Source organism: Demequina gelatinilytica (assembly GCF_000971115.1).
Taxonomy (GTDB): domain Bacteria; phylum Actinomycetota; class Actinomycetes; order Actinomycetales; family Demequinaceae; genus Demequina; species Demequina gelatinilytica.
In genome coordinates this window covers 71,169-85,646 of record NZ_BBLV01000012.1, presented here as the reverse complement: position 1 = coordinate 85,646, position 14,478 = coordinate 71,169, and the positions used below count along the sequence as shown (strand labels likewise).

Genomic DNA, 14,478 nt, shown 5'->3' with positions numbered 1-14,478 from the left:
CCGCCCTCGACACCATCGCCCGCGACAGCCTGGGCTGACACTGGCACCCTGGCCCGACCGCGTAGGGGTCGCAGGAATGAGACCCCTACGCGCCAGGGCTGAGCACCGTCTCCGCGTAGTCGATCGCGGCGAGCAGCTGCGCCGCGAAGTCACGCGCTGCCTCGAGTCCGTCGAGCATCACGAGGTCCCGGCCCTGATAGCCGATGAACTGATGCGCGTGCTCGATGCCGTCGGCGGTCAGCGTCTCGACCTCGGCAGCCCACCAGCGCCCGAAGTGCCTGCCGCCGCGCGTGAGCGTCACGCCTCGAGCGCCCGCCTCGGTCCCGCTGCCCTTGTCCACGTGCCACCCTCTCTCGCGTTGTCGGGTCGCACGCTCCCATGCACGCCCGCACGGGAGCCAATCCGGGGCTGATGCGGCGCGTTTCGTGACCCAACGTGACACAACTTGTGTCACGAAGGGTCTACGCGAGTCCACCCGAGTCCGCGACGGTGATACCGTTACCCCAGGTAACCAGAGGATGACCCCTGGTAATCGAGAGGCGCGGAAGGCGCTCTAGAGTGACTTCCAAACTGATGGTGCGGGTTCGATTCCCGTCACCCGCTCGCAAGCGACAGGCCCGCTCCGTCAGGAGCGGGCCTTCGTCGTTCCCGGGCGCGGATGCGTCCTGGCGGGACATGAGGGCCGGAATCTCCTTGGATCCGACCGCCATGTCCCGCCAGGAGGCGGTGCCGACCACTACAACGCCGCCCAGGCCTCGCGACGCACCATGACGCGCTCGAGCGCGCCGAGGAACCGCTCGACCGCCTCCGCGTCGATGGTGAGCGGCGGCTTGATCTTGAGCACGTTCTTGTGGTCCCCCGTGGGCTGCACGATCACCCCCTCGAGCAGCAGCGCCTCGCAGATCTCGCGGGCGGCGACGGGGTCCGGTGCATCGGGTCCGCCGGCCACGACCTCGAGCCCGAGGTAGAGCCCCATCCCATGGACCTCGCCCAGCGCGGCGAACCGTCCGCACAGCGCACGCATGCCGTCCGCGAGGAGCGCCCCGACCACGCGTGCGTTCTCCTGCAGCCCGTCCTGGTCGAGCACCCGCAGCACCGTCGACCCGACCACGCAGCTCACCGGGCTGCCGCCGGCCGACGAGAAGAAGGAACCCTCGACCGCGAAGGCCTCCGCGATCTCGCGCGTGGTGATGACGGCGCCCAGCGGATGCCCATTTCCCATGGCCTTCGCCACCGCGATGACGTCGGGCACCACGCCCTGCTGCTCGCATCCCCAGAAGTGCGCACCCAGGCGGCCGTAGCTCACCTGGACCTCGTCGGACACGAGCAGGCCGCCGCGCGCCCGTACGGCCGCCGCCAGCCCCGCGAGGTAGCCGTCGGGCAGCAGGATCCCGCCGCCGTTGCCGAAGATCGGCTCGGCGACCAGCCCCGCGAGCGCGACGTCCGCCTCGTCCAGCGCGGACAGCCTCGCCAGCGCATCGTCGAGGTAGCGCCCGGCCTCGGCACCGCGATGCCGCCCGCGGTAGGTGTTGGGCGCGTCGAGCAGGTGCACCCAGTCGGGCCGGGTGGCGAGCGCGCTGGGGTTGTCGCCCCGCGACGTCGAGATCGCATCCGCGCCGACGGTCCAGCCGTGATAGGCCTCGGTCAGCGCAAGGATGTCGGACCTCCCGGTCGCGGCGCGCACGATGCGCAGTGCGAGATCCACCGCCTCCGAGCCGCTGTTGACCAGCAGCACGGTGTCGAGCCCCTCGGGGGCGCGCGCGGCGAGCTCCTCCGAGAAGGCCGCGACCGCCTCGTAGTGGAAGCGCGAGTTGGTGTTGAGCCGACGCAGCTGCCGATCGACCGCCTCTGCGAGGCGCGGCTCGCCGTGCCCCAGGATCGCGACGTTGTTCACCATGTCGAGGTAGCCCCGGCCCTCGGTGTCGAGCAGGTGGTGCCGCCAGCCGCGCTCGATCCGCGGGGGGGCCTCGTAGTAGTGCTCCTGCACACCGGCGAAGGCGGCGTCACGGGCGTCGAGCAGGTTGGCCGACGTTCGTGGGGACGATGCATCGGGCACCCGGCCGAGCAGCGTCGCCGGATCGGGGCAGAGCCTCAGCCACGGCTCGGCGAGCTCCGGCGCCACCGCTTCTGGCGGCACCAGCCCCGGCACCGTGCAGACCTGGAGGTGGAACGGGCCGTCGGCCTTCGCGAGCACGGTGCCCGCGAGGATCTCCTGGTCGGCGTCGATCACGGTCGCCACCCGGTCGAGGTGCACGGTGAGCCCCGACTCGAGCTCGACTGCGAGGCCTGTGCGCGACCACCGCGCCGCGTAGCCCGGTCCGGGGCTGCGGATGTCGGTGCCCGCCGGCACCAGCACGTCGACGCCCAGCGCCACCGAGCGCGGAACCTCACCGCTCGCCGCCTCGGGCGTGAGCCTGCGCTCGCCGTGACGGGTGAGGGCGACACCGTCGCCCGCGGCGTCCCGCAGCACCGCGGCGGGCCAGCCCGGCTCGTGCCACGCGCCTCCGTCCGCGGCGTCGCCGAGCACGGACAGGTCGACGGGGGCGGCGTCCGCGAGCCCGCCGAGCATCGGCGCCAGACCGTCCCACGAGCATGCGGGGGCTCGACCGAGCGTCCCGAGGAGCAGCAGCTCGGCCTCCTCGAAGCCGAGAGCGACCGCCCGCTCGAGCATGCGCTCCTCGAGAGGGCGCCTGACGCGCGCGTAGTCGTTGCCCGGGTCCTCCGCGAGCACACGCTCGCCGGCCGCGGCGAGCACGACGGCCCTGGACACCACCAGGGGCCAGACCGCGGCGATCTCGGACCGCGTGAGCGGCATGGCACGGTCGAAGGCCGCGAGCGCCGCGAGCGCGTCGCCGACCGCCGGACCGTCGTGCTGCAGCAGACCGCACATGACGACGGCGGCCTCTGCGACCAGCCAGCCCCTTCCCATGTCGCCGAAGTCGATCACGCCGGCGACCGCTCCGTCGGGACCCACCACCACGTTGTCCGCCGTGAGGTCCCCGTGGATCGCCTGGACCCGGAGGGCGTCCCGCACGTGGAGCAGCTGGTGCTGGGCCTCGCGCAGCACATCGCCGAGCGCGTCCGCACGAGTCTCGCCCAGGTGCGGGGCCGCCTCCTCGAGCACGCGTGGGGCCTCGCGGAGGTCCCAGTCGCCTCCATCCGCAAGCCCGGGATGGTCGAACGATGCGAGGGCCGCCGCCACGGAGCCGGCCGTGCCACCCAGCGCGGCGGGCATCCCTGCGGGAAGACGCGATCCCCGCGCGGGCTCGCCCTCGAGGAAGTCCAGCACCCGCGCATGCCCGCCGCCCTCGAGCGGGACCATCGCCTCGCCATGGACGGTGCGGTGCACGCGCGGCACCGGGACCCCCGCGGTTGCGAGGTGCCCGAGCGCGGCGTCCTGCGCCTCGAGCTCCTCGCGCGCGATCCCCGCGTGCGACGCCTTGAGCAGGACGTGCGTGCCGTCCGCGAGGGCGAGCAGCACGTTGCGGTCCTCGTTCGAGCCGAGCTCGCGCGCAGCGGCGATGTCGAGGCCCCACTCGCGTCCAGCCAGCGTGCGAAGGGAACCGGGTGTGAGATCAGCGGTCACGATGCGCATCGTCGCACGCCGCCGTCGGCAGCGCGGGGGACGCGCTCAGAACAGCCCGAGCACCAGCCCGGCGACGCCGAGCGAGACCATGTCATGCGCGGCGTCGATGAGCGTCACCGCGGGGCTGCGCACCGCGAAGCCGTTGTGGATCGCATGCGCGCCGCCACGGAACACCAGGCCGATCACGAGGCCCAGGACCAGCCCGCCCGACCAGTCGTCGATCCCGAGCCCGTTCATGAGCATCGCGAGCACGATGACGCCGAGCACGTTCGCGACGATGGTGCCGCCGAAGGCCGCCCCCATGCTCGCGCCCTCCATGAGGTCGTCCGTCACGCCCGCCTTGTCGCGCCAGATCTTCCAGAACCCGGCCGGCGAGTACCACCACCATCCGAGCGCGAAGCTCGCGACGAAGGCGATGAGCACCGCGAGCCAGTTCAGCCCGTCGAACGTGAACCAGTCCATGACCCCTCCCCGGGTCCGCGGGCCACGATGCGACCCCTTGGCGCGAGCGTATCGCCGCGGCGCTCATGACGCGTCAGGCGTCGTCGACCGCGGCGCCTCCCGACTCGTCCTCGACGTGCTCGGCGGCGCCAGCGATGTGCGCGAGATCCTGCTCGAGCGCCTTCCTGGTCGCCTTCATGCCCGCCTTCCCGAACAGGAGCCAGCCCAGCCGCTGCGCAGGGCCGGGATGGGGTGTCTCGGCGGAGAAGTCGCACACGAGCCGGGTGCCCTCCCCCGCGCGTTCGAGCGTGTAGGTGGTGCCGTACTCGGTCCCTCGCGACTCGGCGCGGATGACCGTCGCGGACGGCTCCTCGGCCGACTCGACCCACATCTCCTCGGTCTCCTCGCGACCCCACATCCGCCGGGTCTCGCGCCAGCGCACGCCGGGTCCGTAGCCCTCGCCCTCGAGCCGCTCGATGCTGAGGATCGCGGGGATCACCTCCGCTGCGTAGTCGAGGTCGGTGATGACCTCCCAGACGCGCTCGACCGCCGCCGCGATCTCCCGCTCGGCACGCACGCTGTGCCCGACCATCGTCCATCCCCTCCGCCGGTGTCCCGCCCAGGCTAACCCGGTCGCGCCGGGCCAGCGCGCCGACCGTCAGGCGAAGTGCCTGGTGAGGTCGCCGATGTCCGCCTTGAGCCGGACGGTGCCGCCGAGCGAGAAGAAGGTGACGATGGCCTTGCGCATCGCGCGCTCCGCGAGCGAGGGGTCCTCCTGATAGACGTGGAACACGCGCTTGACCAGGGTGCCGCCGTCGACCTCGGTGAGGAACGTGGTGGACGTGAAGCTCCCGTCGGGGCCCACCCGCTCCTGGACCAGGCGCCGGTACGGCTCGGCCATCACGGTGGTGAGCCGGACCACACCCGAGTCGCTGGCATGGTCCTTCTCGGTGAACTGCATGACGTGGCCCACCTCGCCGGGGGCGCCCTCCTCCGTGACGGCCTGAGTGACCATCGAGAACACCTCGACGCGCAGCTCGGGCTCGGTCAGCGCTCGCCACACCTCGCTCGCCGGCGCGGCCACCACGCCCTCGCGCTCCACCGAGACATCCAGCGGCCCCGACATGACGCCTCCCTGTGACGGCGGGGTCCGAATCGCCCCGTTCGCACCACCGTAATAGCAGGGGCTGCATCGCGTCAGCAGGGTTGCCGCATCCGGGGCTCGGCGCTAGCCTGAGCGCGAAGCCCACGAAAGGTCCGGATGATGAGCATCGAGCGCAGCGCGATCCCCGCGCCCGCCTCTGCCATCCGCCCGTGCGCTCTCGCTGACACCTGCTGCCGCCCCTGCGGCTGCTGCTGTCTGTAGAGCGCTGGCAAGCGCCGCCCGGCCCATGGCCGGTGCCCGCCCACCACCAGCGCTCGCCCCGGCATCAACTGCGATGCCCCTGCGTTGAACCCGGTCACACCCATCTCTCAAGGGAAAGAGAAGCCATGGCTCGCATCTACGAGGACGCCACCGCCCTCATCGGCAACACCCCGCTCGTCAAGATCAACACTCTCACCGAGGGCGTCGACGCGACGGTCCTGGGCAAGCTCGAGTTCTACAACCCCGCCAACTCCGTGAAGGACCGCCTGGGCGTCGCCATCGTCGACGCCGCCGAGGCGGACGGCTCGCTCAAGCCCGGCGGCACCATCGTCGAGGCCACCTCGGGCAACACGGGCATCGCGCTCGCCATGGTGGGCGCCGCGCGCGGCTACAACGTCGTGCTGACCATGCCCGAGACGATGTCGAAGGAGCGCCGCGCGCTGCTGCGCGCGTTCGGCGCCGAGCTGATCCTGACCCCCGGCACCGAGGGCATGCGCGGCGCTGTCGAGGCCGCCAACAAGGTCGCGGAGGAGCGCCCGGGCTCGGTGCTCGCGCGCCAGTTCGCGAACGCCGCCAACCCCGAGATCCACCGCAAGACCACCGCGATCGAGATCTGGGAGGACACGGACGGCGAGGTCGACATCGTCATCGCGGGCATCGGCACCGGCGGCACCATCACCGGCGTCGGCGAGGTGCTCAAGGAGAAGAAGCCCTCGGTCCAGATCATCGGCGTGGAGCCCGCCGAGTCGCCCATCCTCAACGGCGGCCAGCCCGGCCCGCACAAGATCCAGGGCATCGGCGCGAACTTCGTGCCCGAGATCCTCAACACCGAGATCTACGACGAGATCATCGACGTCGACGCGGAGACCGCCGTGGCCACCGCCCGCGCGGCGGCGCGCAAGGAGGGCCTGCTGGTCGGCATCTCCTCCGGCGCGGCCATCCACGCCGCGATCGAGGTCGCGAAGCGCCCCGAGAACGCCGGCAAGACCATCGTGGCGATCATCCCGTCGTTCGGTGAGCGCTACCTGTCCTCGGTCCTCTACTCGGACCTCATGGACTGATCCCTCACCGGTCCCGCACTCCAGTCCCCACCCGGAAGGTACCCAGATGGCATCCGAGATCGGCGTCCTCGCCCGCATGCTCGAGGACGTCCGCACGGTTCAGAGACGCGACCCCGCCGCACCAGCGTGGTGGGTCATCGCCGGCTCCTACCAGGGGCTCCACGCCGTCTGGTACCACCGGGTGGCGCACTGGCTGTGGCGGCACCGCGCGCGCTCGTACGCGCGGCTGCTGTCGCAGCACGCGCGCCGTGCGACGGGCATCGAGATCCACCCGGGCGCGACGCTCGGGCGACGCGTGTTCATCGACCACGGCATGGGCGTGGTGATCGGCGAGACCGCGGTGGTGGGCAACGACGTCCTGCTGTTCAACGGCATCAACCTGGGCGGCACCACCATGAGCCCCGGCAAGCGTCACCCCACCATCGGGGACCGCGTGGTGATCGGCGCGGGCGCGAAGGTGCTCGGCCCCCTCAGGGTCGGCCCCGACGCGCGCATCGGCGCCAACGCGGTGGTGGTCAAGGACGTGCCGGACGGCGCGACGGCGGTCGGCATCCCCGCCGTGATCCGCAACCACCCCGGGGCCACCGAGGCCTCGACCGCGGCATCGTCCGTCGACTCGGGCGACTCGCATCGCCATCCGGACCCCGACGCGATGCCGGAGCCGGTGCGCGAGCCGGCCATGTACTACATCTGAGCGGTCCCGACGAGGCCCTCCGCCCTGCGCGGGGGCCTCGTCGCGTCCCTAGACTGGACGGGTCCCCTCCCCCTCGAGACAAGGAGTGTCGATGAAGACGTTCACCATGCCCGGTACCGAGATGACCGTCCCCGCGGTGGTGCTCGGCCTCATGCGCATCGTGGAGAAGTCCGACGAGGAGGTCCGCACGCTCGTCAAGACCGCGATGGACGCCGGGATCGACTTCATGGACCACGCGGACCTCTACGGGCCCCCGTACCACGGTTGCGAGCGTCGCTTCGCGGAGGCGCTCAAGCTGAGCCCGTCCGAGCGCGAGGCGCTCACCATCCAGACCAAGTGCGGGATCCGCCAGCCGGGGCCGTACTTCGACTTCTCCTACGAGCACATCCTCGAGTCCGTCGACGGCTCGCTCGAGGCGCTCGGCACGGACTACCTCGACATCCTGCTGCTCCACCGTCCCGACGCGCTCGTGGAGCCCGACGAAGTCGCGCGCGCGTTCGACCACCTCCACGCGGCCGGCAAGGTCCGCCACTTCGGCGTGTCCAACCACACGCCCGGGCAGATCGAGCTGCTCAAGCGCAGCGTGCGGCAGCCGCTGGTGGCCAACCAGATCCAGATGTCCGTCACGCACGCGCCGTCGATCGCGTCGGGCGTCGCCATGAACATGGGCGACCTGGACCAGTCGGTCGACCGCGACAACGGCATCGTCGACTACTGCCGCCTCCACGACATCACGCTCCAGGCGTGGTCGCCGTTCCAGGCCCGCTTCTTCGACGGCCCGTTCCTGGGCAACCCCAAGTACGCGGAGCTCAACGAGGTGATCGACCGCCTCGCCTGGAAGTACGAGGTGCCGGCCGAGGGCATCGCCGTGGCATGGCTCACGCGGCACCCCGCGCAGATGCAGGTGGTGCTGGGCACCACCACGCCGTCGCGCGTCGAAGGCGCCGCGAGGGGCGCCGACGTGCACCTGTCGCGCTCCGAGTGGTACGAGATGTTCAGGGCGGCCGGCTACACGGTGCCCTGACCGCTCGCGCGCGGAGCCCCCGACCGAACGGTCGGGGGCTCCGTCGTTCCTGGGGACGATGCGCGGATCACACCTCGGCCGCGTCGCCCGCCCGCGGGGTAGCTCCCGCGTCCTCGTGCTCACGCGTGCGCGGCAGCGCGATGGTCGCCGCGAGACCGAGCAGGATCACCACCGCCGCGACCCCGGTGGTCACCTTGGACGCGTCGACCATCGCCTGCGCGGCCGCATCGCCCGCGACCTCCGTGGCGGGGTCGGACCGGAGGCCCGGGATGGCGGCCCCCGCGGAGTGGCGCACCATGTCCGCGATCGCCGCCGACTCCTGCCCGGGAAGGCCTGCCTCGTCGAGCCGGGTCTGCGTCGCCTGGCCGAGCGAGACCATGAGCAGCGTGCCCAGGATCGCCACGCCGAGCGAGGAGCCGAGCTGGCGCACCGTCGACTGGAGGCCCGAGGCCTGACCCGACTCCGCGACAGGGACGTCCGCGAGGATCACGCTGGTGAGCTGCGCGGTCGCCATGCCGACGCCCACGCCGTAGACGAACAGCCACACCGCGAGCAGCACGCCGGACACGTCGAGGGAGAGGGTGAGCGCGAGCGCGCCGACGGCGACGGCCTCGAGCGCCAAGCCGGTGCGGACCACCGCGCGGGCGCCCATGCGGCGCGTGAGCTGCGGGGTCGCCCCCGAGACCAGGAACGTGCCGATCGCGAGGAACAGCACCAGCCACCCGGTGCCCAGCGGGGTGTAGCCGAGCGCGTTCTGGAGCAGCAGCGGCAAGGTGAAGAGCAGCCCGAACTCGCCCAGCGCGACCACCAGCGCCGCGATCGAGCCGTAGCGGAACGAGCGGATGCCCAGCAGCGAGAGGTCCACGAGCACCACGCCGCCGCGTGCGCGCCGCACCAGCTGGTCGCGGACGAACACGGCCATGAGCGCGAGCCCCAGGGCGACGACGATCGGCACGGGAGAGATGCTGCCGTCATCCTGCAGCCACCATCCGTAGCGGCCGCCCTCGATGAGCCCGAACACGATCGCTCCCATGCCGAGCGCGGACATGATCGCGCCGCGGAGGTCGAGGCCGCCGGTCGCTGTCCGGTCGCGGGTCTCGGGTACGGCCCAGAGGACGACCCCGAGGACCGCGAGGCCCACAGGCACGTTGAGCCAGAAGGCCCAGCGCCAGCTCACATCCGTGGTGAGCCAACCGCCGACGAGCGGCCCCACGGCGGCCATGCCGCCGATGGTCGAGCCCCACACCGCGAAGGCGATCGCGCGCTCGCGCCCGCTGAACACCGCGTTCACGGTCGAGAGCGTCGCGGGCATGATCAGCGCCGCGCCGACGCCCTGCACGGTGCGCGCCGCGATGAGCGCGCCGCCGTCCGCCGCGGCACCCGCGGCCACCGAGGCGACGATGAAGATCACCATGCCGATCACCAGCAGACGCCTGCGCCCCCACAGGTCTCCCATGCGGCCCGAGGTCAGCAGCAGCGCCGCGAACATGAGCGAGTAGACGGCGTTCATCCACTCCGCCTGGGTCGAGGACAGCCCGACCTCACGGATGATCTCGGGGAGCGCGACGTTCACGATCGTCGCGTCCATGATGATGAGCGAGACCCCGAGCGCGACGGCGGCGAGCGCCCACCATCGATGCGCGGTGGCGGCCGCTCCGGACGGTGCGTCCACGTCAGGGGTAGGGTTCTCAACTGACATGTCGGCATCTTATCGACACCAGTGTCGGCAAGCAACGGAAGGAACGCTGACGATGCCCCGGATCGACGCCCCCACGGTCGCCGAGCACCATCGGCAGCGCCGCGCCTCGCTGCTCGCAGCCGGCCGCGCGCTGCTCGCCGACGGCGGCGCCGAGGCCGTGACCCCGGCGGCCGTGGGCGCCGCCGCAGGGATCGCGCGCTCGAGCGTCTACCAGTACTTCTCCTCGAGCAGCGAGCTCCTGGCCGCCATCGTGGAGGAGGCGTTCGAGTCCGCCGCGGCGCGCATCAACGCCGCGCTCGAGGGGCTGACGGCGGCCCGCGACCGCCTCGACGCCTACGTGCGCGTCGCGTTCGAGCTCGGCACCGGCGCGGAGCACCGCATGTTCGACGCGATCGACCCCGCGGGGCTCCCTGCGGACACACGGGAGCGCGTCGACGCGCTCCACCGCGACCAGCTGGCGCCGCTGGCGTCCGCCATCCGCGACGCGGGCGCCGCGGACCCGCACCTCGCCGCGGCCCTCGTCGGCGGCATGCTGACCGCTGCGGCGCGCGCGGTCGCGCTCGGTGCGGACCCCGACGCGACCCTCGAGGGCCTGATCCGTGCCGTGCACGAGGGCCCGGTCCCCGAGCGTCCGTGAACCCGGACGCGACGATGCCCCGGCCACACCCGGCCGGGGCATCGTCATCGGGGGGTCGGGACGACGCGGCGCTGAGGGGGGCGACGCGGCGTCCGAGGGACGTCGCCTACGCGGCGAACGAGCGCAGCATCCACGCCGCCTGCTCGTGCGCGGCAAGGCGGGCGTTGAAGAGGTCCGCCGTCGCGCCGTCGCCCGCGTCCTCGGCGACCTCGACGAGCGGACGGATGAGCCGGGCGAGCGTCTCGTGGTCGCGCGCGAGGTTCTCGACCATCGTCATCGCGTCCGCGGTGCGCTCGTTGTCCTTGATCGAGGCGTGCTCGAGGAACTCGGCGTACGAGCCGGGCGCACCCGAGCCGAGCGCACGCATGCGCTCCGCGAGCACATCGGCGGCCGCCCACAGCTCCTGGTACTGCTCCTCGAACAGCAGGTGGAGCGAGCGGAAGTGCGGCCCGGTGACGTTCCAGTGGTAGCCGTGCGACTTGAGGTACAGCGTGAAGGTGTCGGCCAGGACCTGCGCGAGGCCTGCGTTGATGGCCTTGAGGTCCTCCGCCTTGATCCCGATCTTGGGGTTCGACTCGGTGGTCCTGACGGGAGTCGTGCTAGCCATGTCTCCTCCTCGGTTGGCTCTCGCGGCACCGCAGGATCGCGGCGCCGTCCAGTCGGGCCAACCGATCCGGACCGTGCCGCATTCCCTGCGCCGGAGCACACGGACGACGGAATGGCGCGTATGCCTGATACGTTCCGGAGCCATGGAGCACATCAGCCTCGACCCTCACCGCAAGGCCGCCGCCGAGTCCTGCCCCGCCCCCGTCTTCTCCGACGCCCCGGGTGACGACGAGCTCGCGCTCGCCCTCGCGCGCACACGCCGCGTCGCGATCGTCGGTGCCTCGCCCAACCCGTCGCGCACCAGCTACCAGATCGCGGTGTGGCTCATGGAGCACACGCCGTACGAGCTCTACCTGGTCAACCCCGCCGCCGCGGGCGAGGAGATCCTGGGGCACGGCTTCTACGACTCGCTGAGCGACATCCCGGTGACGGTCGACATGGTCGACGTGTTCCGACGCGCGGAGCACACCCCCGCGATCGCCTCCGCCGCGGTCGCCGCCAACGCCAAGGCCGTCTGGCTCCAGCTGGGCATCTCCCATGCGGACGCGATGGCCAGCGCGCGCGCCGCGGGCCTGCTCGCGGTGCAGAACCGCTGCATCAAGGTCGAGTACCGGCGCCTCGAGGACCGCATCACCTCCTTCCGCGCCCTCTGAGGCGCTCCCGGCGCGGCGCGCCGGTCCCCCGCCGCGCCGCGCATCGTCCCGGGTGACACGATGTCGATATGTCCGTGACACCCGGGTACAGGCTGATCTCGCTCACCTCGGACCGCGCGAGCGAGATGCTCGCCGTGAACACGTGGGCCTTCACCGGGGACATGCGCCCCGAGGACATCGAGGCGTACGCGTCGGAGATCCCGTTCTCGCGGACGCGCGCGTTCGAGATCGAGGATCCATCGCACGGCGACCTCGGCACGCTCGCGGGCGTGGCCGCGTCCTACACGTTCCGCATGCGCGTGCCGGGCGGCTCGCTCGTGCCCGTCGCGGGTCTCACCTGGGTGGGTGTGCATCCCGGGCACCGGAGGCGCGGGCTGCTGCGCGCGATGATGGGCGACCACCTCGCCGACGCCCGCGCGCGCGGTGAGGTCGCCTCCGCGCTCTACGCCGCGGAGACGGGGATCTACCAGCGCTTCGGCTACGGCCTCGCGGCACGTCAGATCGACGTGCGTGCGCCGCGCGGCGCATCGCTGCGCCCCGTGGACGGCTCGGACGCGCTCCGCGTGCGCATCGAGGACGCGAGCCTCGAGCGGCACGGTGCCGCGATCGCAAGGATCCAGCGGCGCCTGGACAGGCCGGGCACGCCGACGCTGGACCACCAGGAGGCCCTGCGCGCACGCTTCGCCGATCCCCTCGCGCATCGCCGGGGCAGCGAACGCATGCGGGTGGCGCTGATCGAGGGGGCCGACGGCGAGCCGGTCGCGTACGCGCTCTTCCGCCGCGAGGGCGAATGGGATGAGGACGGCCATCCCGGCGGCACCGTGCACACGTGGTCCTTCGGCGCCTCCGGGCCCGCGGCCGCGCATCGCCTGTGGTCCGTGCTCCTGGACCTCGACCTCATGGGCATCGTGAAGGCGGGCCCGCTCGCTCTCGACGATCCTCTGCTGTGGCTGCTCGAGGATCCCCGCGCGGCTCGCGCGCGGGTCCGCGACAACATCTGGCTGCGCATCGTGGACGTGCCGGCGGCGCTCACGGCGCGCGAGTACCTGTGCCCCGTCGACGCGGTGATCCAGGTGACCGATCCGCTGTTCCACGACAACGGGGGCCCGTGGCGCGTCACCTCGCGCGACGGCGAGGGCCACGTCGAGTCCGCCCCGGGCGAGGAGCCGGACGTGGTGATCGGGGTGCAGGAGCTCTCGGCCGCCTACCTGGGCGGCGTGAGCCTCGCGGCGCTCGCCGCCGCGGGGCTGGTCGAGGAGCGCACGCCGGGTGCGGTGCACGCGCTCGCGGCCGCCTTCGAGTCGACGTCGGCCCCCGTCTGCAACCTGTTCTTCTGACACCCTCCTTCGCCCGCTCCCGATCCTCTGCCAGGTCGTATTCCTCCGGGTGAGCAAGGCCACAGGATTTGGGCCGACCCGCGGTCCATGTCACGGTGGAGGGATGAAGAAGGCAGAGGGATACCGACCGATCTCGATCTCCGAGGACCGCCTCGACGAGTTCTTCGACGTGGTCCAGTGGGCCTTCGTCGGCGAATGGCTGCGCGAGGACCGGCAGGACTACGTGGACGCGCTGCCCGTCGAGCGCGCCCGCGCGCTCGAGGTGACCGATGCGCGACGCGGCGGCGTGGGCGAGGTCGCCGCGGTCCACGCGAGCTTCGGCACCGAGATGGTGGTGCCGGGCGGACGCAAGGTGCCCACCGCGGGGCTGTCGTGGCTGGGTGTCCACCCCGCGCATCGTCGCCGCGGGCTCATGACCCGTATGATCCACGATCACTTCGAGCGCTCGTTGGCACGCGGCGAGGCGGTGTCCGTGCTGTACGCGATGGAGGCGCCCATCTACGCGCGCTTCGGCTACGGGATGGGCTCGCAGACGGTGAAGGCCGAGATCCCCCGCGGCGCGCGGATGTGGGCCGTCGACGGCGCGGACGACCTCACGGTGCGGCTCGAGCGCGCCTCCTTCGACGCGCACGACGACCTGGTCGCCGGCCTCCAGGCGCAGCTCGACCGGCCCGGCACGGTCATCAACGCGGTCGGCTCGGGGCGCAACGCCCGCTTCACGGACCCGGTGGGCAACCGGCGCGGCATGGAGAGGTGGCGCCTCGCGATCGTCGAGGACGCGGGCGAGCCGGTCGCCTACGCGTTCTTCCGCCGCCATGCTCGCTCGTCGGTCGGCATCCACGACGGCGTCTGCCAGGTGCGCGAGCACGGCTCGCTCACCCCCGCGGCATCGCAGCGGCTGTGGCAGACGCTCACGGACTTCGACCTGGTCGAGACGACGATGACCGAGAACCTCGCGACAGACGATCCTCTGCTCCACCAGCTCAAGGACCCTCGCGGGGTGCGCTCCAAGGTCATCGACAACCTGTGGGTGCGCCTGCTCGACGTCCCCACCGCGCTCGAGGCGCGCGGCTACGTCCACGACTGCGACGTGGCGGTCGAGCTCGCCGACAAGCACGTGCCCGGCAACGCGGGGACCTGGCGGATCCGGATCGCGGGCGGCGACGCACGGGTCTCACGCACGGACGACGCTCCGGATCTCAGCATGGACATCCGTCACCTGTCGCAGTGCTACCTGGGCGGTACGTCGCTCGAGGCGCTCGTGCGCGCGGGACTGGTGCAGGAGCACACGCCCGGGCGGGCGCGCGAGCTCGCCACCGCGATGCTCTCCCCCGTCGCGCCGCTGGCGAACTGGGACTTCTAGGGTCCCGGCCT

At 72.2% G+C, this 14,478-nt stretch carries 14 protein-coding genes; 7 read left to right on the top strand and 7 right to left on the bottom strand.

Going from position 1 to position 14,478, the window contains the following annotated elements:
• Positions 1–85: 85 nt before the first annotated feature.
• The 5 genes from AOM00_RS11225 to AOM00_RS11205 form a co-directional block, all read right to left on the bottom strand.
• Complete coding sequence (locus tag AOM00_RS11225; RefSeq protein ID WP_062517864.1) at positions 86–340, bottom strand: hypothetical protein; 255 nt, start codon at positions 338–340, stop codon at positions 86–88.
• Positions 341–736: 396 nt separating this feature from the next.
• Complete coding sequence (locus AOM00_RS11220; RefSeq protein WP_169746844.1) at positions 737–3,586, bottom strand: aminotransferase; 2,850 nt, start codon at positions 3,584–3,586, stop codon at positions 737–739.
• Between the two features lie 45 nt (positions 3,587–3,631).
• Positions 3,632–4,048, bottom strand: a complete 417-nt coding sequence (locus AOM00_RS11215) for a DUF1761 domain-containing protein (protein WP_062517862.1) — start codon at positions 4,046–4,048, stop codon at positions 3,632–3,634.
• Positions 4,049–4,121: 73 nt separating this feature from the next.
• Positions 4,122–4,619: an SRPBCC family protein gene (locus AOM00_RS11210; protein ID WP_062517861.1), complete on the bottom strand. Its 498-nt coding sequence runs from the start codon at positions 4,617–4,619 to the stop codon at positions 4,122–4,124.
• A gap of 66 nt (positions 4,620–4,685) precedes the next feature.
• Entirely contained in the window at positions 4,686–5,153 is a 468-nt protein-coding gene (locus AOM00_RS11205) for an SRPBCC family protein (RefSeq protein WP_062517860.1), read from the bottom strand.
• Between the two features lie 365 nt (positions 5,154–5,518).
• Here AOM00_RS11205 and cysK point away from each other — a divergent pair, with 365 nt between their 5' ends.
• The 3 genes from cysK to AOM00_RS11185 all read left to right on the top strand — a co-directional run bounded on the left by cysK (position 5,519) and on the right by AOM00_RS11185 (position 8,172).
• A complete protein-coding gene (cysK, locus tag AOM00_RS11195; RefSeq protein ID WP_062517858.1) occupies positions 5,519–6,454 on the top strand; it encodes a cysteine synthase A in 936 nt (311 codons plus the stop codon).
• 46 nt (positions 6,455–6,500) lie between these two features.
• Positions 6,501–7,148, top strand: a complete 648-nt coding sequence (gene cysE, locus AOM00_RS11190) for a serine O-acetyltransferase (protein WP_082096959.1) — start codon at positions 6,501–6,503, stop codon at positions 7,146–7,148.
• A 91-nt stretch (positions 7,149–7,239) separates the two neighbouring features.
• Entirely contained in the window at positions 7,240–8,172 is a 933-nt protein-coding gene (locus AOM00_RS11185; RefSeq protein WP_062517857.1) for an aldo/keto reductase, read from the top strand.
• A 67-nt stretch (positions 8,173–8,239) separates the two neighbouring features.
• On the opposite strand, the gene AOM00_RS11180 is transcribed toward AOM00_RS11185, so the two are convergent.
• Positions 8,240–9,871: an MFS transporter gene (locus AOM00_RS11180; protein ID WP_082096957.1), complete on the bottom strand. Its 1,632-nt coding sequence runs from the start codon at positions 9,869–9,871 to the stop codon at positions 8,240–8,242.
• Between the two features lie 52 nt (positions 9,872–9,923).
• Here AOM00_RS11180 and AOM00_RS15465 point away from each other — a divergent pair, with 52 nt between their 5' ends.
• Positions 9,924–10,508, top strand: coding sequence for a TetR/AcrR family transcriptional regulator (locus AOM00_RS15465; protein WP_062517855.1), 585 nt, complete (start codon positions 9,924–9,926; stop codon positions 10,506–10,508).
• 106 nt (positions 10,509–10,614) lie between these two features.
• Here the strand turns inward: AOM00_RS15465 and AOM00_RS11170 are convergent, their stop codons facing one another.
• A complete protein-coding gene (locus AOM00_RS11170) occupies positions 10,615–11,115 on the bottom strand; it encodes a Dps family protein (RefSeq protein ID WP_062517854.1) in 501 nt (166 codons plus the stop codon).
• Positions 11,116–11,257: 142 nt separating this feature from the next.
• On the opposite strand from AOM00_RS11170, the gene AOM00_RS11165 reads away from it, so the two are divergent.
• The 3 genes from AOM00_RS11165 (at position 11,258) to AOM00_RS11155 (ending at position 14,467) form a co-directional block, all read left to right on the top strand.
• On the top strand, positions 11,258–11,767 hold the full coding sequence (locus AOM00_RS11165; RefSeq protein ID WP_082096955.1) for a CoA-binding protein: 510 nt from the start codon (positions 11,258–11,260) through the stop codon (positions 11,765–11,767).
• Positions 11,768–11,835: 68 nt separating this feature from the next.
• Positions 11,836–13,104, top strand: coding sequence for a GNAT family N-acetyltransferase (locus tag AOM00_RS11160; protein ID WP_062517853.1), 1,269 nt, complete (start codon positions 11,836–11,838; stop codon positions 13,102–13,104).
• A gap of 103 nt (positions 13,105–13,207) precedes the next feature.
• Positions 13,208–14,467, top strand: coding sequence for a GNAT family N-acetyltransferase (locus tag AOM00_RS11155; protein ID WP_062517852.1), 1,260 nt, complete (start codon positions 13,208–13,210; stop codon positions 14,465–14,467).
• The last annotated feature ends 11 nt before the right edge of the window (positions 14,468–14,478 follow it).